We start from the raw sequence: 21467 nt of genomic DNA on the forward strand, positions 1-21467 counted from the left end.
GGGGTTACACTCCGCGCAAAAAGCCCAGCCGAACAGGGAGAATCCGATGCGTGTGCTGCTGGTCGAAGACCATCTGCAACTGGCCGAAAGCGTGGCCCAGGCCCTCAAGAGCCAGGGACTGACCGTGGACGTGCTGCATGACGGCGTGGCCGCCGACCTGGCCTTGGCCAGCGAGGACTACGCCGTGGCAGTGCTGGATGTCGGCCTGCCGCGGCTGGACGGTTTCGAGGTGCTGGCGCGTTTGCGCGGGCGCGGCAAGACCTTGCCGGTGCTGATGCTCACCGCCCGCAGCGATGTGAAGGACCGTGTGCACGGCCTGAACCTGGGCGCCGACGACTACCTGGCCAAGCCCTTCGAGCTGACCGAGCTGGAAGCGCGGGTCAAGGCCCTGCTGCGCCGCAGCGTGCTTGGTGGCGAGCGCCAGCAGCGCTGCGGCCCGCTGGTCTACGACCTGGATACCCGGCGCTTCAGCCTGGGCAGCGAGCCGCTGACCCTGACCCAGCGCGAGCAGAGCGTGCTCGAGGCGCTGATCGCCCGCCCTGGCCGGGTGATGAGCAAGGAACAGCTGGCGGCCCAGGTGTTCGGCCTCGACGAGGAGGCCAGCCCCGACGCCATCGAGATCTACATCCACCGCCTGCGCAAGAAGCTCGACGGCCACCCGGTGGCCATCGTCACCTTCCGTGGCCTGGGCTACCTGCTCGAGCACCGCGATGCGTGACAACGGCAGCCTGCGCGGGCGTTTGCTGGGCAACCTGGCGCTGCTGCTGGTGGTGCTGATGCTGGCCAGCGGCCTGAGCGCCTACTGGAACGGTCGCGAGGCCGCCGACACCGCCTATGACCGGACCCTGCTGGCGTCGGCACGGACCATCGCCGCCGGCCTGTCGCAGCGCGACGGCACCCTCAGCGCCGATGTGCCCTACGTGGCCCTGGACACCTTTGCCTACGACAGTGCCGGGCGTATCTACTACCAGGTGCTGGACATCCACCAGAAGCTGATTTCCGGCTACGAGAACCTGCCGCCTCCGCCGCCGGGCACGCCGCGCACCGACGACTATCCGGCGCTGGCGCGCTTCTACAACGCCACCTACCTGGGCCAGGACGTGCGCGTGGTCAGCCTGCTCAAGGCGGTGAGCGAACCGAACATGAACGGCATGGCCGAGATCCGCGTGGCCGAGACCGAGGAGGCACGGGTGCGCATGGCTCGCGGGCTGATGGCCGACACCCTGCTGCGCCTGGGCATGCTGGCCTTCGGCGCGCTGGTGATGGTGTGGTTCGCGGTGAGTGCCGCGCTGCGCCCGCTGGAGCGCTTGCGCACGGCGGTGGAGGAGCGCCAGCCGGACGACCTGCGTGCTCTGCCGGTGGTCCAGGTGCAGCGCGAGCTGGGGCCGCTGGTGCGCGGGCTGAATCACTTCACCGAGCGCTTGCGGGGGCAGTTCGAACGCCAGGCGCAGTTCATCGCCGACGCCGCCCACGAGCTGCGCACGCCGCTGGCGGCGCTCAAGGCGCGGGTCGAACTGGGTTTGCGCTCACAGCAGCCCGATGAATGGCGCAAGACCCTGGAGGCAGCGGCCCAGGGCACCGACCGACTCACCCACCTGGCCAACCAGCTGCTGTCGTTGGCACGGGTGGAGAACGGCGCCCGGGCCATCGCCGAGGGCGGCGCCCAGCGCCTGGACCTGAGCCAGTTGGCCCGCGAACTGGGCATGGCCATGGCGCCCCTGGCCCATGCCCGCGGCGTCGCCCTGGCGCTGGAGGCCGAGGCGCCGGTGTGGCTCAAGGGCGAGCCGACCTTGCTCAACGAACTGCTCAGCAACCTGGTGGACAATGCCCTGGCCCACACCCCGCCCGGTGGCGACGTAGTCCTGCGGGTACTGGCGCCGGCCGTGCTCGAAGTCGAGGACGACGGGCCGGGGATTCCCGAGGACGAGCGTGAGCGGGTGTTCGAGCGCTTCTACCGACGCAGCGCGCAGGGTAGCGGGCTGGGGTTGGCCATCGTCGGCGAGATCTGCCGGGCGCACCTGGCGCAGATCAGCCTGCACGACGGCGAGCGGGGCGGGCTGAAGGTGCGGGTGAGTTTTATCGCGGATTGATGTGTTGTCCCTACAGCCCTATTCGCGGGTAAACCCGCTCCCACAGGGAGGCTGGTGACTGTGGGAGCGGGTTTACCCGCGAAGGGGGCGGCGCATACGGGGCTCGATCAGCGCAGCATGCTGCGCGCATCCAGCAGCTCGGCGATATCCAGCTCGGTGCCATAGGGCAGCCCCAGGTGGCGGTAGGCGGGCAGGGCGGCCAGGGGCCGGCTGCGTTCGCGCTGGCTGATGCAGCGGGCGATCTGCACGATGTCGATGTAGTCGATCTGGTCGGTGCGCCGGTCCAGGTCCTGCACCTGACTGGGCACATTGACCAACTGCTCGGGGAATTCCCAGGCGCTGAGAATCTTGTCGCCCAGCACCGGTTGGATCTGCTCGATCACGAAATGCAGGCAGATCGGGTCGGACAGCAGCTCGTTGTGCTCCTCGGCATAGATCAGCACCGGCAGGGCGCCGATCTGGTGCACCAGGCCGCCGAGGGTGGCCTGGTCGGGCTTGAGCTGGGTGTAGCGTCGGCACAGTTCATAGCTGATGCCTGCGACTTCCAGGCTGTTGGCCCAGATATCCCGCAGCTTGTGTTCCACCGCCGGGGCGCGGGCATGGAAGATCTGCTCGATCACCAGGCCGATGGCCAGGTTGCAGCTGTAGTTGATGCCCAGGCGGGTGATGGCGGTGTGCAGGTCGGTGACTTCGACGGCGGCGCGCATCAGCGGGCTGTTGACCACCTTGATCAGGCGGGCCGACAGCGCGGCGTCGCGGCCGATCACCTTGCTCAGGGCGGAAACGCTGATCTCGCTGTCTTCGGCGGCTTCGCGGATGCTCAGGGCGACTTCCGGCAGCGTCGGCAGGACCAGGTCGTCCCGGTCGATGGCGGCGAGCAGTTGCGCTTGGACCTTCTCGGCCAGCTTGTTCATGGACTTCTCTACGGCAAAGGTGGTGCTGCCCCGGCATAAAGCCGGGGCGGGCTGGTCAGCGCTGGATTTCCCGGTCGCGGTCCAGTTCGTAAGGCAGGTCGAGCAGCGTCAGGCGCGGGCCTTCCAGGCTGCCCAGGTGCAGGTTGTCGTCCGCCACCGCCTCGGCGCTGAGCACGGCCAGCAGTTCGACGGCGCTGCCGGTGCTGGCCCCGATCACCACTTCGCCGACCGACGAGCCGTGGGTCGGCGAGAAGATCTCGGCGCCCGGCTGGGGTACCGCTGTCTCGGCCAGCGCCAGGCGATATTGGCGGCGCTTGAGCTTGCCCAGGTACTGCATGCGGGCGACGATTTCCTGACCGGTGTAGCAGCCTTTCTTGAAGCTCACGCCATCGACGGCCTGCAGGTTGATCATCTGCGGGATGAACAGCTCGCGGGTCGGGCCCATGACCTGGCCGATGCCGGCGCGGACCTGGCCCAGCAGCCAGTCGTTGAGCGTGCCCTCAGGCAGCAAGGCTGCGAGTTTTTCACCAACGGCGGCAGCCTGGTCGGCAGGCGCCCACAGTTCGGCCCGGCCGGCCGAGGCGCGGACGGCGATCAGCCCATCATGTCGGGCGGTCGCGCCGGCCTCGTCCGCCACGGACAGGCCCAGCGCCTGCAGGGCGGCGTCGCCCTGCTGCAGGCCGAAGCGCGTCCAGGCAGCGCTGTCGTCGACCAGCGTGGCCTTGGAGAACACCGCGTACTTCTTCAGGTCGGCAAGCTGTGCCGCGAGCAGTTCGCTGGCCATGGCCAGCAGGTAGCCATTGCCCTCGGGCAGGATACGGAAGCTCGACTGCATGCGCCCCTTGACCATGCAACGGGCGCCAAGGCTCGCGTGCTCGTCGCTGAGGTAACTGATGTTGCAGGTCAGCTGACCTTGCAGGAACTTGCCGGCGTCGGAGCCGCGGACGGCGAGGATGCCCTCATGGGAGAGGGTACAGAAGAAAGCGGAATCGGCCATGGGTCATCGCGGTAGCTAAAGACTGGCGGCCATCATAGAACGCCGGTAACAAAATAGGTAGGTGACTAGACCAACGCCTTGTGCCGCTTTGTCCGCTGCACGGTATACTGCGCGACCACTCGAGGAGGGCCCCATGGTCGAACAAACTGAACTCAACCGGCTTTTCTGGCACAGCCGCCGCGGCATGCTGGAACTGGACGTGCTGCTGGTACCTTTCACCCAGGAGGTCTACCCGAGCCTGAGCGAAGCCGACCGCGAGCTGTATCGTCGCCTGCTGACCTGCGAGGATCAGGACATGTTCGGCTGGTTCATGGAACGCAGCGAGTCCGAAGACCCGGAGCTGCAGCGCATGGTTCGCATCATCCTGGACCGTGTCCAGCCCAAGTGAATGCTTCGAGTGCCGTTGGCAAGGCTCGCGCCTGCTGCTGACGGCCTACCTCGCCAGCCTGGCGCTGGCACTGCTTACCCTCGCGCTGATGGCGCTGCCCGGTTGGCTGCGCGGCCTGCTGGTCGTCGCCTGTCTTGCCCACGCCTGCTGGGCCATTCCCCGGCGAATCCTGCTGATACACCCCGAGGCCATCACCGGCCTGCGCCGTGACCCACGTGGTTGGCTTCTATATAGCCGCGCGCGGGGCTGGCAGTTGGCGCGCCTGTGCAGGGACAGCGTCGCACTGCCCAACCTGGTGGTACTGCGGTTCGTGCCCAAGGGGCACAGGTTCAGCCAGAGCCAGTGCATCCCCAGGGACGCACTGGATCGTGAGGCGCACCGGCGATTGCGGGTGCGCCTGAAGTTCAGCCGGCGCCGCTGGGCCGCGCCGGCCTGACCCTCAGACCCCCTGCGGGATCTCTTCGCCGCCCAGGGCTTCGAACAGCACTGGCAGGAACTCGGTGAAGGTCATCATCATCAGCTGGAAGCTGGCGTCGAACTGTTGCTGGGCCTCGTCGCCGCCATCCTGCTCGGCCTGCTCCTGCAGCAGTTCCTCGAACTTCAGGCGCTTGATCACCATCTTGTCGTCGAGCACGAACGACAGCTTGTCCTGCCAGGCCAGGGCCAGCTGGGTGACCAGCTTGCCAGTGCTCAGGTGCAGCTGGATTTCCTCGCTGGTCAGGTCCTGGCGCTTGCAGCGCACGATGCCGCCGTCCTCGGCGGTGTCGCGCAGTTCGCACTCGTCGAGGACAAAGAAGCCCTCGGCGGCCTTTTGCGACTTGACCCAGTCGGTCATGGTCGCGCTCGGCGCGATCTTCACGGTGGCCGGGCGCACCGGCAGCGAGCCGATCACTTCACGCAGGGTCGACAGCAGGTCTTCAGCGCGCTTGGCGCTGGCCGAGTTGACCAGGATCATGCCCAGGCGCGGGGCGATGGCGGCGAAGATCATCGAGCGGCGGATGAAGGCACGCGGCAGGAAGGCCTGGATGATCTCGTCCTTGATCTGGTCGCGTTCCTTTTTATAGACCTTGCGCATCTGCTCGGTCTCGATCTCCTCGACCTTCTCCTTGACCGCGTCGTTGATTACGCTGCTGGGCAGGATGCGTTCTTCCTTACGGGCGGCGATCAGCATGAACTCGCCACTGACGTGGACCAGGGGGGCGTCCTCGCCCTTGCCGAACGGCGCGACGAAACCGTAGGTGGTCAGTTCCTGGCTGGCGCAGGGGCGGGCCGGCTTGCTGGCCAGGGCGGCCTCCAGGGCCTCGGCCTCGAACGGTACTTCCTGGGTCAGGCGATAGGACAGCAGGTTCTTGAACCACATGAGGGGGAATCTCTCCTTAATACATAAGGCGGGCATTATTCTCCGAGGGGCGGTTCCAGGCCAACCCTGTCATAGGGCCAGCAGTCATATAGAGAGGAAGAAAATCGCGGCGCGGCTAGGTCTTTGAAAGGCCTGGAAATTTTTTTCAGAAATTTTGAAAAAAGTGCTTGCCAGGGTAGGAGGTCCTCCGTAGAATGCGCGCCACACCGAGACGAAGGGTGATTAGCTCAGCCGGGAGAGCATCTGCCTTACAAGCAGAGGGTCGGCGGTTCGATCCCGTCATCACCCACCACTCGATGTATAGCGCGGCGGTAGTTCAGTCGGTTAGAATACCGGCCTGTCACGCCGGGGGTCGCGGGTTCGAGTCCCGTCCGCCGCGCCATATTTAGCTTCCAGGGCCCACTGAACACCCGGAAGCAACAGAGAAAGCGACCTTAGGGTCGCTTTTTTTGTTTCTGGCATTGCGCCAGAATGCCCTGTCCGCCGCATGTGGCCAGCAGGCCCCGCGTCGGTTCCTATCGCAAGCCAGAGACCGATCATGCAGGATGCCAGCCTCTCCAACGCCCCCACCCATTCCACGCCACTGCTCGGTATCGACCTCGGCACCACCAACAGCCTGATTGCCGTCTGGCAGGGCGGTGAAGCCCGGCTGATCCCTAATGCCGTGGGTGAAGTGCTCACCCCTTCGGTGGTCAGTGTCGATGACGACGGCTCGATTCTGGTCGGCCAGGCCGCCCGGGCGCGATTGACCACGCACCCCGAGCGCACCGCGGCGGCGTTCAAGCGCTTCATGGGTAGCGACAAGCGCTACACGCTGGGGGAGCATCGATTCACGCCTGAAGAATTGTCTGCACTGGTGCTGGGTGCGTTGAAACAGGATGCCGAGGCGTACCTGGGCTGCGCGGTCAACGAGGCGGTGATTTCGGTACCGGCGTATTTCAGCGACGAGCAGCGCAAGCGCACGGTATTCGCGGCTGAATTGGCCGGGCTGAAGGTCCAGCGGCTGATCAATGAGCCGACCGCCGCGGCCATGGCCTATGGCCTTCACGAGCAGAAGTTCGAGCGCACCCTGGTGTTCGACCTGGGCGGCGGCACCTTCGATGTCACCGTGCTGGAGTACGCCTTGCCGCTGATCGAGGTGCATGCCTCCACCGGTGACAATTACCTGGGCGGCGAGGATTTCACCGAAGCGTTGTTGCAGGCCTGCCTGCGCGACTGGAACCTCAAGGTCGAGGAGCTGGCCCCCCAGGCCCTGGCCAGCCTGCATGACGCCATCGAACAGCTCAAGCGCGAGGCGGGCGAGGGCAGCCGCGTGCTGGACTGGCACGATGGCGTGCAGCCCCGCGAGTGGCGGTTGGACGACCTCAAGCTGCAGGCGATCTGGGCGCCTTTGCTGACCCGGGTGCGTGCGCCCATCGAGCAGGCCCTGCGCGATGCCCGGCTGAGCCCACGCGAGCTGGACAGCCTGGTGCTGGTAGGCGGCGCCACGCGCATGCCGCAGGTGCAGCAACTGGTGGCCAAGCTGTTCGGCCGCCTGCCGTACCGGCACCTTGACCCGGACACCATTGTCGCCCTCGGCGCGGCTAGCCAGGCGGCGTGCAAGGCCCGCGACGCGGCCATCGACGAATTGATCCTGACCGATGTCTGCCCCTACACCCTCGGTGTGGCCTCGTCCCGGGGCGAGGACGTCACCGGTGCGTTCTCGCCGATCATCGAGCGCAACACGGTGATCCCCACCTCGAAGGTGCAGCGCTTCTACAGCAGCCACCCGGAGCAGAAGTTCGTGCGCATCGCCGTGTACCAGGGCGAGCGGCCGTGGGTGCGCGACAACATCCTGGTGGACAGTTTCGAGATCCCCTTGCAGTCGACCGGCGAGATCCAGTCACTCGACGTGCGTTTCAGCTACGACATCAACGGTCTGCTGGAAGTGGACGTGACCTTCCTCGAAAGCGGCCAGAAGCACAGCCACAGCATCGACCGCAGCCCCGCCGGGCTGGATGCCGAGGCGCGCCTGGCCAGCGAGGAGCGCCTGGCGCGGCTGAAGATCCACCCGCGCGACACGCTGCCCAACCGTACCCTGCTGGCCCGCCTGGAGCGGGCCTGGATGCAGAGCCTGGGCGACGAGCGCGAGCTGATCGGCAACTGGCTGGACGCCTTCAACGCCGTGCTCGCCGGGCAGCAGGCCGGTGAGATCAGCCGTGAGCGCCAGGCGTTGAGCCAGGCGCTCGACGAGCTGCGCTACTGACCGTTCAGGCGCCGCAGGGTAGCCTGCAGGCTGTCATCGAGCAGCGCCTGCTGGCCCGGTTGCGAGCCGTAGCGGTTCGGCAGCCGGTCACCGGGCAGCCCCAGCAGCAACAGCGGCAGTACCGGAAGCACCCTGCTCAGCACGAGCAGCAGGATCAGCGCCGGGATACCCTGGCCAAGGTCGCGCAGGCGCCTGAGGAAGGCGCTGATCAACAACAGCACCGTGACCAGCATCAACACCGGCAGCGTGAGCATCATGCTGGCGCAGAGGGCGGCGGCGGCCAGGTTCAAGGCGAATCCTGAGCGGTTCAGGCGGCTATTGAGCTTCCATACGGCCCAGAATTTCGCCGGAGGGTGCTGCAGGGCATTGCGCAGCATGCGCTCGCTCCACGACAGCACGGCCATGATTGCACAGCGCAGGCCCGGGTCCTGCTGCGGGTCGTCCTTGATCTTCTGCAAGGCGCGCAGGGCGCGGAGCTTTGGCGGCGCGCAATCGTTGTACAGGCTGTCCAGGGCGTCGAGCACGTCATTGAGCGCACGGCTGTCGACGCCGTGGGCATGGGCGAGTTCGGCCGGTGGATGCTTGGTCTTGCCTTGCAGCAAGCCGTTGCGCAGCGCCTCGAACCATTCGTCCTGCGGGGCCAGCGCTTCCAGGCGCTGGCGCAGACGTTCACGCTGCTCGGTGTCCAGGGAGCGGTCATGGTGCAGCACGGCGCAAAACAGCAGATAACCCAGAGGATGGTCGTTGCCCAGGCTGCCATCGTCATGCTCCAGGCAGGCCAGCAATTGCGCTGCATCCGGTAGACGTGTGCTGTTCAGGGCTTGATGCAGGGTCAGCAACCGCGCTGAAACCACCGCCTGTACAGGGTCGCGGGTGTCCAGGCTGCCGAGCAGGCCACTGCTGCCGTCGGGGCTGGGCAGCAACTGGCAGAGCAGGGCGTGCAGCGGGGCGAACGGATGCCCGGCCGGGTAGTGCAGCTGGCTCGGCAGGGCCGGGTCGATCAGGGTCAGCCAGCGTGACGGCTGCTCCAGCAGGGCGAGCATGAACAATTGCTGGCGATGCCAGTTCCACAGCGACTCACCTTCAGGCATCGCCGGCAGCAGCACACCGGTCTCGGCGAGGTTGCCCTGCAGTTGCAAGGCGAACGGCGTGGTGAACAGGCGGCGCATGTCGAACCGCACATTCAGGGCATGCAGGGCGTGGGCCGGGTAGACCCGCATGCGCCGCAGCCATTCGCGACAGACTGGGCGGATGGCGTCCTCGGTCAAGGCCTCGGGCAGGGCCGCCACCGGGTCGTCGCTGGCGCAGAAATCCACCAGCGCCTTGACCACCGGGGCCTGTTCAAGCCAGTGCAGTTGCTGGCGGGCCTGGCGCTGGAAGCCTTCGAGGATCAGCGCGTCGAGGGCATCTTCGGCGAGGGGCTGGGCGAGAACCTGGCGCAGCAGGCCGGCTTCCCCGCGTTGCAGCGCCCAGGCCTGCCAGTACAGGCGGTGCAGGTCGTGGTCCTGCGGGTCCTGCAACAGCCAGGCGAGCAGCGGCAGTTCGTCGTCGCCGTCCAGCCGCCAGTCGACAAAGGTCGCGGCGATGCCTTGCAGCTCCAGGCGCGAGGCTTCGGACCAGCGCGCCAGGGTCTGCGGGGATTGCCCGGGGCTGCCCCAGTTTTGCGCGGGGTCGTCCAGCTCGGCGGGCCAGCCGGCCGGGGTGTGCAGGCGGTCGAAGGCCTGGATCAGCAACGGCAGGCGCTGGGGCTGGTGACGGGCGCAGAGGTCGATCAGCCAGCGTTCGGCCTGGGGGTGCTGGTGTTCGCGGTACAGCCGCAGCCAGCAGTCCAGGGCCTGTTGCTCGGCGCCCAGGGCATCGGCCTGGCGGGCCAGCAGGTAGAGCAGGTCGGCATCGTCCGGGGCCTGTTGCTGGCGCGCCTGGAGCAGGTCGTAGAAGGTCCTGCTGGCGATGCCGGCCTGGCAGAATTGCACCAGCAGGCGTTGCACCAGGGCCGGGTCATCCGGCATGGCCAGGCAGGTATGCACGCCGGCGAACTGCTCGTACTCGAACAGTGGGCGCTGCTGGTAGCAGTATTCAAGGCTGCGGAAATACCACAGGCTTTCCATCTGTGCGCTGGCCGGCCAGTCGCGCATGCAGGCGGTATCGAAGGGGTCGGGTTCTTCCAGGCGGTCGAGGAAAGCTTCCACTTCGTGGCGGTCGTCCAGGCGCAGCAGCTGTTCGGCCCAGCCCAGGCGCCGGGCCAGCAGGCTCGCGCAGTGGTGGGACAGCGGTCCGCAGTCGCGCAGGGAGTGCAGCAGTTGCCAGCCGAGGTCGTCCAGTTCGTCCAGCGGCAACTCGTCCAGTTCGGCGATAAAGCGCTGCCAGGCTTGTGGGTCGAAGCGCAGGGACGGCTCCTCAAGCAGGGTGTGGAACTGCTTGAGTGCTGGATGAGGGGCATTCTCTTCGAGTGTTGGCTCAGCCTCGCTGGGCGCCTGCTCGCGGGCCAGGCGCAGGGCTTCCTCGTAGGCTGCCCGCAGCGCCTGGAAACCTTCGGGGTCGGTTTCCGGGTGGTGCGAGGGCAGGCGGCCGCGATAGGCCAGGCGGATGGTGTCCAGGTCCTGGGTCGGTTCGATCCCCAGGCGAATCCAGCAACTCATGACCAGCAGTCCTCTTCCAGCGTGGTGGGTCGTGCGGGCTCGGGCAGGGGCATGTCCCAGGGCAACCCGGCCAGCAGGTCATGGGCGCCGAGGCGCAGGTTGAGCACGATGCAGCGATTCCAGTGCTCGCAACCCTGGCGCTCGAGGTTGGCGGCCAGGGTCTCGTCGCTGCTGTCGCTGGCATTCCACAGCGCCTTGCCGAACAGGTAGCCGGCCAGGTAGCCGTCCCAGCGGTTGTAGTAATGGCGGGCGCGCAGGGCCAGGCGGTAGTGCAGGTAGAGGCTCTCGTCGCGATCGATCAGGCCTTTCTTGACGCCGGCACGCAACAGGAAACCCATGCGCCCCAGGTCCCAGGCCCGGGTGCCGCCCGGGCCACAGTCGGGGAAGGTGCGGGCGGCGTATTCGTGGCGGATGCGCTCGCGTGGAGACAGGGTGTCGAGCAGGGCTTGCCACTGGCTGGGCAGGCAGCGCTGGTATTGCCAGTAGGCCTCGCTCATCTCGGTGGCGTGGCCGTTGTCGGCCATGCTGAGCATGTCCAGCAACTGGGCGCGGTTGCTGATGCCCCACCAGCGCTCGAGGTCGGTCTGGTCTTCGCCCTCGAAATAGTCGGGGGCGGTGTAGCTGGCGCCGTTGAGGGCGGCCATGGGGGCGGAGAGGGCATGCAGCCAGTGCTGCGCGGTTTCGTCCATGAAAGGGGTCCTGGAGGCGCGGGGAACTGGCGGGGATTGTATAGGAAGATGCCTGCCGGGTTGTCAGGGATAGGTCCCGAGTCGATAGGCCTCGGCCACCTCGCGGAGCACCTCGCACACCCATTGCGCCGGCAGGCTCTGGGGCAGGGCCGCATTGCGGCAGATGCCCACCGACCCGCCCGGTTCGCGCACACCGAGGTCGAGTTCGGCCAGCTCGCCACGCCCGAAGTCGATCAGCACGGCGTCCCGTGGCGCCACCCAGACCGCCTCGCTGCCCAGCACATAGCGCCTGCTCAGGGCCAGCGACAAGGTTTCCAGGCGCTGTGCCGGCAGCGGGATCGCGCATTGCACGAACAGGCTGTCGGCATGCTGGCGAATGGTCGTCCCCGGTGGCGGCAGCACCAGCGGATAATCACCGACCTGCCTGCGCTCGACGGGCTGCTGCGCCAGCAGTGGATGCCCGGGCCGCACCACCAGGGTCATCGACTCGCTGTACAGGTGCTCGAACGACAGCCCCTGGATCTGCGGGCTGTCGGTCATCCGCCCGACCACCAGTTCCAGCTCCCCCAGGTGCAACTGGCCGAGCAACTGGGCGCTGGCCCCGGTCACCACGCTGATCAGCAACGCCTCGTGACGTTGGTGCAGGCGGCACAGCACCTCGGGCATCAGCAGCCCTTCGACCGTCGACAGCACGCCGATGCGCACCTGCGACGGCGCCCGCGCCTCGCCGCGGACACTGCCGACCCCGTCGCGTAACGCCTGCACGCTGGGGCCGGCGTAGCGCATGAAGCGCGTGCCGGCCGGGGTCAGGGTCACGCCGTTGTGGCCACGTTCGAACAGGCGTGCCTCGAGCAGCTCCTCCAGTTCCTTGAGGGTCTTGGAGATCGCCGGCTGGCTGATCGCAAGCACGTCGGCGGCCCTGGCCAGGCTGCCCTGCCGGGCAATCTCCAGGAAGCACAGCAGGTGCCGGAACTTGATGCGGGTATCGAGGTTCATGCCCGGCAGTGTATCCGTGCGGGCCAGACCTGCAACGTCTGGATGATCTTCGTCACTGGGCGGCGGTTCCTCCCTTGCAGGCGAAGCCCCGAACCTTTAGCGTGTGCCGCTTCGATGCATGGAGCAGCGCTATGGCCGCCTACCTGACCCAGGACCTGGTCCTTGAACTGGGCGATGAAACGCCCGAAGACACCACCATGAACATGCTGACCTTCCGTCAGCGTGGCACCACCCTGGTGATCGCCCGCAGTCCGCTGGCGGCCGGGCAGACGCTGGAGGCGCTTTACCAGCAGCAACTGGCGCAGTTGCGTGAGCGCCTGGGGGCGGTCATCAGCGAACCACAGCCGGTCAGCGCAGGCGTCGATCGCGGCATCCACGGCCTGGAAGTCAGCCTGCAATTCAAGCGCGGCGAAGTGGTCTCGTACCAGCGTCAGTTGGCCTACGCGCCAAGCGGGCAGGCCCGTTTCGTGGCAGTCAGCTATAGCAAGGAAACACCACTGGAGGCGGTTGATCTGGCCCATTGGGAAGCCATCAAGGCAGGTTTGCGGCTGAACTGATTACCCGCGGCAAGAGCCGGGCACTGGCCGGGGGCATGCCCCGGCAGGCTGATCGTTATCTGAATCTCTGTCCCAGTTCGACCGTCATCCCACGGATACGCACCGGCCACACCGGCAAGCGCTGTGTCGGATCTTCCAGGCAGTTACCGTTTTGCAGGCAGAAATGTTGCTTGTACAGCGGTGCCGCTACCACCACGGTTGCTCCCAGGCTGCCCACCAGCCCACGCCCGATGATGTTCGCGCCCGAGCGTGGGTCGCGATTGCCGACGGCGTACAATTCCCGCCCTTGTCCCGGCAGGTAGAACAGCGCCACCTGCTCGCCCTCGTGCCATACCACCACCCCGGAGTCGGCGACCAGGTCGCTGGCCAGGCACACCGCCTGCCAGCGGGTTTCACTTGCTACAGCCGTGTTGGACAGGTTCATCACATCGCCTCCTCATGGGTGGGAATCAGCTGTAGGGGCGCAGCCGGTCGGCGCTGGCCACGCTCACGCACGAAGTGCACATCCGGATCGGCGCGTTGGTCATTGACAAAGGTGCGGAAGCGCTTGAGCTTTTCCGGATCGCCCAGGGCGTTGGCCCATTCGCATTCGTAGCGATCGACCACCAGCTGCATCTGTGCCTCGAGTTCGGCGGCCAGGCCCAGGCTGTCGTCGATCACCACCTGCTTTAGGTAGTCGAGCCCGCCTTCGAGGCCCTCGCGCCACACCGAGGTGCGTTGCAGCTTGTCGGCGGTGCGGATGTAGAACATCAGCACGCGGTCGATCAACCGTACCAGGGTCTCGTCGTCGAGGTCGGTGGCGAACAGTTCGGCGTGGCGCGGGCGCATGCCGCCGTTGCCGCACACGTACAGGTTCCAGCCCTTGTCGGTGGCGATCACGCCGATGTCCTTGCTTTGCGCCTCGGCGCATTCGCGGGTGCAGCCGGACACCGCGAACTTGAGCTTGTGCGGTGAGCGCAGGCCCTTGTAGCGATCCTCCAGGCGCAGCGCCATGGCCACGCTGTCCTGCACGCCATAGCGGCACCAGGTGCTGCCGACACAGGATTTCACCGTGCGCGTCGACTTGCCGTAGGCGTGCCCGGTCTCGAAACCGGCGGCGATCAGCTCGCCCCAGATCAGCGGCAGTTCATGCAGCTGGGCGCCGAACAGGTCGATGCGCTGGCCGCCGGTGATCTTGGTGTAGAGGTCGTATTTCTGCGCCACCTGGCCGATCACGATCAGCTTTTGCGGGGTGATTTCGCCGCCGGGAATGCGCGGCACCACCGAGTAGGTGCCGTTTTTCTGCATGTTGGCCATGAAGGTGTCGTTGGTGTCCTGCAGCGGCACCAGCGCCGGGTCCATGATCGGCTGGTTCCAGCACGAGGCGAGGATGTTGCCTACCGCCGGCTTGCAGATGTCGCAACCCACGTGGCCCTTGCCATGGCGTTCGAGCAGCTCGCTGAAGGTGCGGATGCCCTCCACCCGCACCAATGCGTAGAGTTCCTGGCGGGTGTAGGCGAAGTGCTCGCACAGGCTCTTGTCTACCGTCACGCCACGGGCGGTCAGTTCGTGTTCGAACACCTGCTTGAGCAGGGCTGCGCAACCACCACAGCCGCTGGCGGCCTTGGTACAGCCCTTGACGGCGGCAAGGTCGGCGCAACCACTGTCGATGGCGGCGCACACCGCACCCTTTCTGACGTTGTGGCAGGAGCAGATGGTCGCGCTGTCGGGCAGCGCATCGGCGCCCAGGGCCGGCGCGCCACCGCCTTGCGGCAGGATCAGCGCGGCCGGGTCGGCCGGCAGGGCGATGCCATTCTGGGCATACTGCAGCAAGGTGTCGTAGTAGCTGTTGTCGCCCACCAGCACCGCGCCGAGCACCTGCTTGCCGCTGGCATCCACCACCAGCCGGCGGTAGGCGCTGTTGGCCTCGTCGATGAAGCGGTAGCTGCGTGCGCCGGGCGTGGCGCCGTGGGCATCGCCGATCGAGCCGACATCCACGCCCAGCAGCTTGAGCTTGGTCGACATGTCGGCGCCGGTGAAGTCGTCCGCCGCCTCGCCCAGCAGCCGCGCGGCCAGGTTGCGCGCCATGGCGTAGCCGGGGGCGACCAGGCCGAATACGCTGCCGTTCCACGACGCGCACTCGCCGATGGCGAAGATCCGCGGATCGCTGGTCCTGCACTGGCTGTCGATCACAACACCTCCGCGCGCGGCGATCTCCAGACCACAGGCCCGGCCCAGGGCGTCCTGTGGGCGAATGCCGGCGGAAAAGACGATCAGGTCGGTCTCCAGGTGTTCGCCACCGTCGAAGTTCATCCGGTAGCGGTACTGCTCGCCAGCGCTGATCGACTGGGTCGCGCGGGACAGGTGCACGCCCACGCCGAGGGCCTCGATCCGTGCCTTGAGCGCCGCGCCGCCTTCGCTGTCCAGCTGTACCGGCATCAGGCGTGGGGCGAACTCCACCACATGCGCCTCCAGGCCCAGGGACTTGAGGGCGTTGGCCGCCTCGAGGCCGAGCAGGCCGCCACCGACCACCACGCCACGCCGGGCATCCGCGGCGGCGGCGCGTATCGCGTCGAGGTCCTCGAGGGTGCGGTAGACCAGGCGCGCATTGCCGCTGGAGCCTTCGATCGGCGGCACGAACGGGTAGGAGCCGGTGGCCAGGATCAACTGGTCGTAGCCCAGGCGCCCCTCGGCGGTGAGCAGTTCCTGGCGCTCGCGATCGATGTCCAGCACCGCTTCGCCCAGGTGCAGGTGCACGCCGTGGCGGCTGTAGTAGTCCGGGGCGCACAGGGCCAGGGTCTCGGCGCAGCTGCCGGTGAAATACTCCGACAGGTGCACCCGGTCGTAGGCGCGCTGGCGCTCCTCGCCGAACACATGCAGCTCGAAGTGTGCCGTGGCGCCGCGTTCGATCAACTGCTCGACGCAGTGATGGCCGACCATGCCATTGCCGACGATGACCAGTCGTGCTCGTTGTGCCTCGTTCGCTGTTGCCTGCATAGCCGATCCTCGATCACGGAAAACGAAAAAGGCGCCTGGAGCCGAAGCTCCAGGCGCCTTTGCCTGTACTCATCAGTGTGAGGCCCCTGTTGACCGCCGTTGGTCGTTGGGGCTGTTGTGCATTGGGTGAAGCAGGGAGTGTGCCAGGCTTCCGGTCATCGCGGGGCAAGCCCGCTCCCACAAGGGTTGCAGCTTTGGGCGTGTGCTGGCCAGGTGGTGCGGGCGCACAAGCAGGGTGCAGCCCTCACCACCGTGGTGCATCAATACACATCCCGCCGGTAGCGCTTGTCCCGCCCCAACCCTTCGACATACGCCGCTGCCGCGGCCTCGTCCAGGCCGCCGTGCTGCGCCACCACCTGGCGCAAGGCCGCATCCACATCCCGGGCCATGCGCTGGGCATCGCCACAGACATACACATGCGCGCCGTCCTGCAGCCAGCGCCACAGCTCGGCGCCCTGTTCCAGCAGGCGTTGCTGCACATAGATCTTCTGCGGCTGGTCGCGGGAGAACGCGGTGCTCAGGCGCACATGGCCCTGTGCTTCCCAAGCCAGCAACTGCTCGCGATAGTAGAAGTCGTGCTCCTCGTGCTGCTCGCCGAAGAACAGCCAGTTGCGGCCAGACGCAGCGCGTTCCCGGCGTTCTTCGAGAAACGCCCGGAAGGGCGCGATGCCGGTGCCGGGGCCGATCATTACGATGGGCGTGCCGTCGTCGTCGGGCAGGCGGAAGTGTCTGGATGGTTGGGCAAAGATGGCCACTTCGACGTCCGCAGCACGGTCGGCGAGAAAGGCCGAGCAGACCCCCTTGCGTTCACCGTAGCGCACTGTGGACACCGTCAGGTGCACCTGCCCGGGATGCGCCTTGGGGCTTGAGCTGATCGAGTACAGCCGCGGTTGCAAGGGCTTGAGCAAGGTCAGCCAACGGCTCAGTGGCCATTGCCGGGGAAACTCGCGCAATACATCGGCCAGTTGCCGGCCCCATAGCCAGTCCTTGAGCGCGGTCTTGCACTCAGGCTGCAACAACTGTTGCAGAGAGGGTGCGTTTTCGCTGAGCGCTTCGAGCTGTCGTGGCGTGACACGGGCGATCTCCAGATGCCGCTCCAGCGCCAGGCTCAGGGGCATCGGCGTCTGACCTTCAAGCTCGACCGCGGCCTGGCCATCGAGTTGCATCAGGCTGAGCAGCTCCTGGACCAGCGCCGGGCAGTTGCGCGGCCACACGCCCAGGGCATCACCGGGCTGATAGTCCAGGCCGCTACTCGTGAGGTCGAACACCAGTTGGCGGGTTTCCTTGGTCGAGCCAGGGCCGTTGAGCAGGCGGTTCTGCACCAGGCGCGCAGGCCATGGCTGGTGCCTGCCGTGAGATTCGGCGGTTGCTGGTGCCGATGTCGCGGGGGTGTTTGTGCCGAGGGCCGCCAGCAGGGCCTCGAGCCACGCACTGAATGCGGCATCGAAATCCGGCTCGCAGTCGACCCGCTCCAGCAGACGCTGGCCGCCCAGTTCCGCCAGGCGCTGGTCGAGCTTGCGACCGAAGCCGCAGAACTGGTCGTAGCTGGAGTCGCCCAGGGCCAGTACCGCATAGGGCAGCTTGACGCAATCGACGTCGCCCGCGCCCTGCAGGGCCTGCCAGAACGAGGCGCCACTGTCCGGGGCGTCGCCGTCGCCGAAGGTGCTGGCAATCAGCAGTACGCTGGCGCAGCCGCGCAGTTGCGCCGGGCTGACACCTTCCATGCTGCTGAGCTCCACCGTCAGCCCCGCTTCGCGCAGGCGTTTCGCGCAGCGCTCGGCCAGCGCCTCGCCGTTGCCGGTCTGCGAGGCCCACAGCACGCGATGGCAAGGTAATCCCGCCTGTGCCTGAGGCTGGGCGAACAGCCCCGCCAGCAGACCATCGACGAACAGGCGTCGGGTCGGCGCCAGCGGTGCGTTAGCCGGCAGGCTTGGCACGCCTTCGGCCCGCGCCTGTTGCAGGCCGAGCAGGAAACCTTGCAGGTAATGCCGCTCCTCCTCGGCAAGCACCGGGGCAGGCTGTGTCTCCAGGCCCAGCAGGCGGGCGAGGGTGGCGGTCGGCATGGTGACGGGCTCCGAAGGAATGGCGACGTTCAGGTCGAGGGCCTCGATGCGTTCGCCCGCGACCCGTTCGAGGGTCACGGCGCAGTACTTGAAGGCCGGTTGCAGCGAGGTGGGGTCGACGGCGTCGCTGGTCACCGCGTTGATCGCCAACTGCTCGCCGTACAGGTCGTTCCAGTGGAAGGGTGCGAAGCAGCCACCGGGCAGCACCCGGTCGCTGAGGCGGGCCGGCAGCAGCGCCTGGCCACGGCGTGAGCGGATCGCCACCTGGTCCTTGTCGCGGATGCCCAGGCGCCGGGCATCGTCGGGGTGGATCTCGACGAAGGGGCCGGGCTCGAGCCGGTTCAGGCTCGGGACCTTGCCGGTCTTGGTCAGGGTGTGCCACTGGTGTTGTACGCGGCCGGTGTTGAGGACAAAGGGGTAGGTGTCGTCCGGCAGCTCGGCGGGCGCCAGCCAGGGCCGCGCATGAAAACGCGCCTTGCCGCTGACGGTCGGAAAGGCCAGTGCCGCTGGCTGGCCGTGTTCGTCGTTGCGATAGCGCAGCGGGCTGCGGTCATCCTCGCGCCCCGGCGCGCAGGGCCACTGCCGGGGGTTGGCGCGCAGTCCGGCATAGTCGATGCCGCGCAGGTCGTAGCCGGTGTCCGGGTTATGGAAGTGGCGGATCTCATCGAACACCGCCTCGGCGTCGGGGTAGTCGAAGGCATGCGCGTAGCCCAGGGCACAGGCGATGCGCGCGATCAGGCGCCAGTCTTCCAGGCTTTCGCCGGGTGGCTCGACGGCGCGGGGCATCAGGGTCAGGTTGCGCTCGCTGTTGATCATCACCCCTTCACCCTCGGCCCACAGCGCCGCCGGCAGGAGAATGTCGGCGTAGCGGTTGGTCTCGGTGTCGAGGAAGGCGTCCTGGCTGATCACCAGTTGCGCCTGGTCCAGGCCGTCGATCACCTGCTGGCGGTTGGCGACGCTGGCCACCGGGTTGCTGCAGATGATCCAGCAGGCCTTCACCTCGCCGCTCTTGAGCTGTTCGAACAGCGCCACGGTGCCTTCGCCGCTCTCGCTGCGCAACGTGCCGGGCGCCAGCTGCCATTGCTGCTCGACGAAGGCCCGGTGCGCCGCTACCTGTGCCGAGCGTTGGCCCGGCAGGCCCGGCCCCATGTAGCCCATCTCGCGGCCGCCCATGGCGTTGGGCTGGCCGGTCAGCGAGAACGGCCCGCTGCCGGGGCGGCAGATGGCGCCGGTGGCCAGGTGCAGGTTGCACAGGGCATTGCTGTGCCAGGTACCGTGGATGCTCTGGTTCAGGCCCATGGTCCAGCAGCTCATCCATTCGTCGGCCTCGCCGATCAGGCGGGCGGCTGCGCGGATGTCGGCCTCGTCCAACCCGGTGATGGCCGCGACCCGCTCCGGGGTGTAGTCCGCAAGAAACGCCGGCAGGTCCTCCCAGCCCTCGGTATGGCGGGCGATGAAATCCGCGTCGGTGTGGCCGTTGGCATGCAGCAGATAGAGAAGGCCATTGAGCAACGCCAGGTCGGTGCCCGGACGCAGTTGCAGGAACAGGTCGGCCTTGTCGGCGGTGGCGCTGCGCCGGGGATCGACGACGATCAGCCTGGCCCCGGCCTTGAGCCGGTCCAGCAGGCGCAGGAACAGGATCGGGTGGCAGTCGGCCATGTTCGCGCCGATCACCAGGAACACCTCGGCACGCTCGAAATCCTGGTAGCTGCCCGGCGGTCCGTCGGCGCCCAGCGACTGCTTGTAGCCGCTGCCGGCACTGGCCATGCACAGCCGCGAGTTGGACTCGATATGGCGGGTGCGGATGAAGCCCTTGGCCAGTTTGTTGGCCAGGTACTGGGCTTCCAGCGACATCTGCCCGGACACGTACAAGGCCACGGCATCCGCGCCATGGATGTCGATGATCGCGCGCAACCGCGCGGCGGTTTCGCTGATGGCCGTGTCCAGGCTGCGGCGCGCCGGCTGCTGGTTGCGCTGGTCGCGCACGAAGGCGTGGGCCATGCGCCCGGCCTGCAGCGGCACATGGGCGCTCTGGCCCTTGGTGCACAGGCGGCCGAAGTTACTCGGGTGCTGCTTGTCGCCACTGACCTTGACCACCTTGCCATCGCTCACGTGCATGACGATGCCGCAGCCGACCCCGCAATACGGGCACACACTGCGCACTTGGCTGTCGCTCATCGGCAATCTCCTGCTGATGAAACGACAAAGGCGCCGGCTGCCTGGCCTGCCAATCGGCAAGCGGGGCAACACGGCGCCTTCGTCGTGATGGGAGGGGACCATCGGCGTTGATGGTCTCGATGGTGTATGGGCAGCAAATCCCGGGCCATGTCATCGCGGGGCAAGCCCGCTACCACGCCCCGCAGGTGAGCACGCGTGGGAGCGGGCTTGCCCCGCGATGGGCGTGCACCGATACGGGGAGCCACGCACCAGCGGATGGCACATGCAATTGGATGAGTATATGATTCGCATACGTTTCATATATGCGAGTAACTGCACCATGGGCATCGTCAAGATCTCCGACGACCTCCACGAAGACCTGCGCGTGGCCAGCGCCGCGCTGTCGCGTTCGATCAACGCCCAGGCCGAGCACTGGATCCGCATCGGCATGCTGGCCGAGCTGCACCCGCAAGCGACCTACCAGGAACTGCTGCGCCAGTTGCTGCGCCAGGAACAGGCCAACCTCAAGGAGTTGCTGCAATGAGCAAGGTCATCCTCAAGGACGCCGCCGAGCTCAAGCTGATGCGCAACGCCGGCCAACTGCTCGCCCGGGTGTTCGCCGACCTCGACGGCTTCATTCGCCCCGGGGTGACCACGATGCAGATCAACGACCGCGCCGAGGCCTTCATCGTCGAAACCCTCAAGGCCCGGCCGGCGAGCAAGGGCCAATACGGTTTCCCCTATTCGCTGAACACCTCGGTGGACCATGTGGTCTGCCATGGCATGCCCAAGGTCGACGAGGTGCTCAAGGAAGGCTCGATCGTCAACGTCGACATCACCCTGGAGCAGGGCGGCTACATTGCCGACTCGTCGAAGATGTACTGCATCGGCCAGATCGGCGACGAGGCCAGGCGCCTGGTCGACACCACCTATGCCGCCTTGTGGAAGGGCATCGAGCAGGTGCGCCCCGGCGCGACGCTCGGCGATATTGGCCATGCCATCCAGGTCCACGCCGAGGCTGCCGGCTACAGCGTGGTGCGCGAGTACTGCGGGCACGGCATCGGCCGGCAGATGCACGAGGCGCCGGAGGTGCTGCACTACGGCCAGCGCGGCCAGGGCATGCCGCTGCAATCGGGGATGGTGTTCACCATCGAGCCGATGATCAACCAGGGCGGGCGCGGCACGCGCGGGTTGCGCGATGGCTGGACGGTGATCACCCGCGACCACAGCCTGTCGGCGCAGTGGGAACACACGGTGGCGGTGACCGAGGGCGGATTCGAGGTGCTGACGCTGCGAGAGGAAGAGCAGCGGGTTGTATGAAATTCTTCCGGCAACACGCCCTTGAACCGTCAATACTGGCCATTGGCTTCAAGCGCCGAGGATGAACAACCTTTCA

General features: G+C 67.0%; 17 protein-coding genes and 2 tRNA genes. 10 read left to right on the top strand and 9 right to left on the bottom strand.

All coding sequences use genetic code 11. The features are described from left to right. Positions 1-46 precede the first annotated feature (46 nt). Positions 47-718 carry a response regulator gene (locus AC0MAZ_RS09310; protein WP_028690163.1) on the top strand — a complete coding sequence of 224 codons (672 nt, stop codon included), beginning with the start codon at positions 47-49 and terminating at the stop codon, positions 716-718. After that, positions 711-2090, top strand: coding sequence for a sensor histidine kinase (locus tag AC0MAZ_RS09315; RefSeq protein WP_203647811.1), 1380 nt, complete (start codon positions 711-713; stop codon positions 2088-2090). The genes AC0MAZ_RS09310 and AC0MAZ_RS09315 overlap by 8 nt, the downstream gene beginning before the upstream one ends. 107 nt (positions 2091-2197) lie before the next feature. On the opposite strand, the gene AC0MAZ_RS09320 is transcribed toward AC0MAZ_RS09315, so the two are convergent. Then, positions 2198-3004, bottom strand: a complete 807-nt coding sequence (locus AC0MAZ_RS09320; RefSeq protein ID WP_050703963.1) for an HDOD domain-containing protein — start codon at positions 3002-3004, stop codon at positions 2198-2200. Between the two features lie 55 nt (positions 3005-3059). After that, positions 3060-4001 carry a CAF17-like 4Fe-4S cluster assembly/insertion protein YgfZ gene (gene ygfZ / locus AC0MAZ_RS09325; RefSeq protein ID WP_475860906.1) on the bottom strand — a complete coding sequence of 314 codons (942 nt, stop codon included), beginning with the start codon at positions 3999-4001 and terminating at the stop codon, positions 3060-3062. Positions 4002-4134: 133 nt separating this feature from the next. On the opposite strand from ygfZ, the gene AC0MAZ_RS09330 reads away from it, so the two are divergent. Together AC0MAZ_RS09330 and AC0MAZ_RS09335 are read left to right on the top strand one after the other, a co-directional pair. Next, on the top strand, positions 4135-4389 hold the full coding sequence (locus tag AC0MAZ_RS09330) for an FAD assembly factor SdhE (RefSeq protein ID WP_028690159.1): 255 nt from the start codon (positions 4135-4137) through the stop codon (positions 4387-4389). Beyond that, complete coding sequence (locus AC0MAZ_RS09335) at positions 4373-4825, top strand: protein YgfX (RefSeq protein ID WP_203647809.1); 453 nt, start codon at positions 4373-4375, stop codon at positions 4823-4825. Before AC0MAZ_RS09330 ends, AC0MAZ_RS09335 begins: the two co-directional genes overlap by 17 nt. A gap of 3 nt (positions 4826-4828) precedes the next feature. On the opposite strand, the gene rdgC is transcribed toward AC0MAZ_RS09335, so the two are convergent. Next, a complete protein-coding gene (gene rdgC, locus AC0MAZ_RS09340) occupies positions 4829-5749 on the bottom strand; it encodes a recombination-associated protein RdgC (protein ID WP_475860907.1) in 921 nt (306 codons plus the stop codon). Positions 5750-5965: 216 nt separating this feature from the next. Here rdgC and AC0MAZ_RS09345 point away from each other — a divergent pair. The 3 genes from AC0MAZ_RS09345 (at position 5966) to AC0MAZ_RS09355 (ending at position 7994) form a co-directional block, all read left to right on the top strand. Next, positions 5966-6041 (top strand) — tRNA-Val (locus tag AC0MAZ_RS09345). 13 nt (positions 6042-6054) lie between these two features. Further along, positions 6055-6131, top strand: a tRNA-Asp gene (locus AC0MAZ_RS09350). 156 nt (positions 6132-6287) lie between these two features. Further along, on the top strand, positions 6288-7994 hold the full coding sequence (locus AC0MAZ_RS09355) for an Hsp70 family protein (protein WP_475860908.1): 1707 nt from the start codon (positions 6288-6290) through the stop codon (positions 7992-7994). Here AC0MAZ_RS09355 and AC0MAZ_RS09360 read toward each other — a convergent pair. From AC0MAZ_RS09360 to pcaQ, 3 genes are all read right to left on the bottom strand, one after another. After that, positions 7988-10633, bottom strand: coding sequence for a molecular chaperone DnaJ (locus tag AC0MAZ_RS09360; RefSeq protein ID WP_475860909.1), 2646 nt, complete (start codon positions 10631-10633; stop codon positions 7988-7990). The two genes, AC0MAZ_RS09355 and AC0MAZ_RS09360, sit on opposite strands and share 7 nt — an antisense overlap. Then, complete coding sequence (locus AC0MAZ_RS09365; protein ID WP_232855773.1) at positions 10630-11322, bottom strand: DUF1266 domain-containing protein; 693 nt, start codon at positions 11320-11322, stop codon at positions 10630-10632. Before AC0MAZ_RS09365 ends, AC0MAZ_RS09360 begins: the two co-directional genes overlap by 4 nt. A 63-nt stretch (positions 11323-11385) precedes the next feature. Then, positions 11386-12318: a pca operon transcription factor PcaQ gene (gene pcaQ / locus AC0MAZ_RS09370; protein ID WP_232855774.1), complete on the bottom strand. Its 933-nt coding sequence runs from the start codon at positions 12316-12318 to the stop codon at positions 11386-11388. 131 nt (positions 12319-12449) lie between these two features. On the opposite strand from pcaQ, the gene AC0MAZ_RS09375 reads away from it, so the two are divergent. Continuing rightward, a complete protein-coding gene (locus AC0MAZ_RS09375; RefSeq protein WP_203647804.1) occupies positions 12450-12875 on the top strand; it encodes a DcrB-related protein in 426 nt (141 codons plus the stop codon). Positions 12876-12930: 55 nt separating this feature from the next. Here the strand turns inward: AC0MAZ_RS09375 and nirD are convergent, their stop codons facing one another. From nirD to AC0MAZ_RS09390, 3 genes are all read right to left on the bottom strand, one after another. Further along, complete coding sequence (gene nirD, locus AC0MAZ_RS09380; RefSeq protein WP_475860910.1) at positions 12931-13299, bottom strand: nitrite reductase small subunit NirD; 369 nt, start codon at positions 13297-13299, stop codon at positions 12931-12933. Further along, positions 13299-15851 (bottom strand): nitrite reductase large subunit NirB, encoded by a 2553-nt coding sequence (gene nirB, locus AC0MAZ_RS09385; RefSeq protein ID WP_475860911.1) that lies wholly within the window; start codon positions 15849-15851, stop codon positions 13299-13301. The genes nirD and nirB overlap by 1 nt, the downstream gene beginning before the upstream one ends. A 260-nt stretch (positions 15852-16111) precedes the next feature. Further along, positions 16112-20092 carry a molybdopterin-dependent oxidoreductase gene (locus tag AC0MAZ_RS09390; RefSeq protein WP_475860912.1) on the bottom strand — a complete coding sequence of 1327 codons (3981 nt, stop codon included), beginning with the start codon at positions 20090-20092 and terminating at the stop codon, positions 16112-16114. 319 nt (positions 20093-20411) lie between these two features. Here AC0MAZ_RS09390 and AC0MAZ_RS09395 point away from each other — a divergent pair, with 319 nt between their 5' ends. Then, on the top strand, positions 20412-20615 hold the full coding sequence (locus tag AC0MAZ_RS09395; protein WP_050703975.1) for a ParD-like family protein: 204 nt from the start codon (positions 20412-20414) through the stop codon (positions 20613-20615). Further along, positions 20612-21391, top strand: a complete 780-nt coding sequence (gene map / locus AC0MAZ_RS09400) for a type I methionyl aminopeptidase (protein ID WP_475860913.1) — start codon at positions 20612-20614, stop codon at positions 21389-21391. Before AC0MAZ_RS09395 ends, map begins: the two co-directional genes overlap by 4 nt. Positions 21392-21467: the final 76 nt, after the last annotated feature.

Source organism: Pseudomonas sp. A (assembly GCF_056270345.1).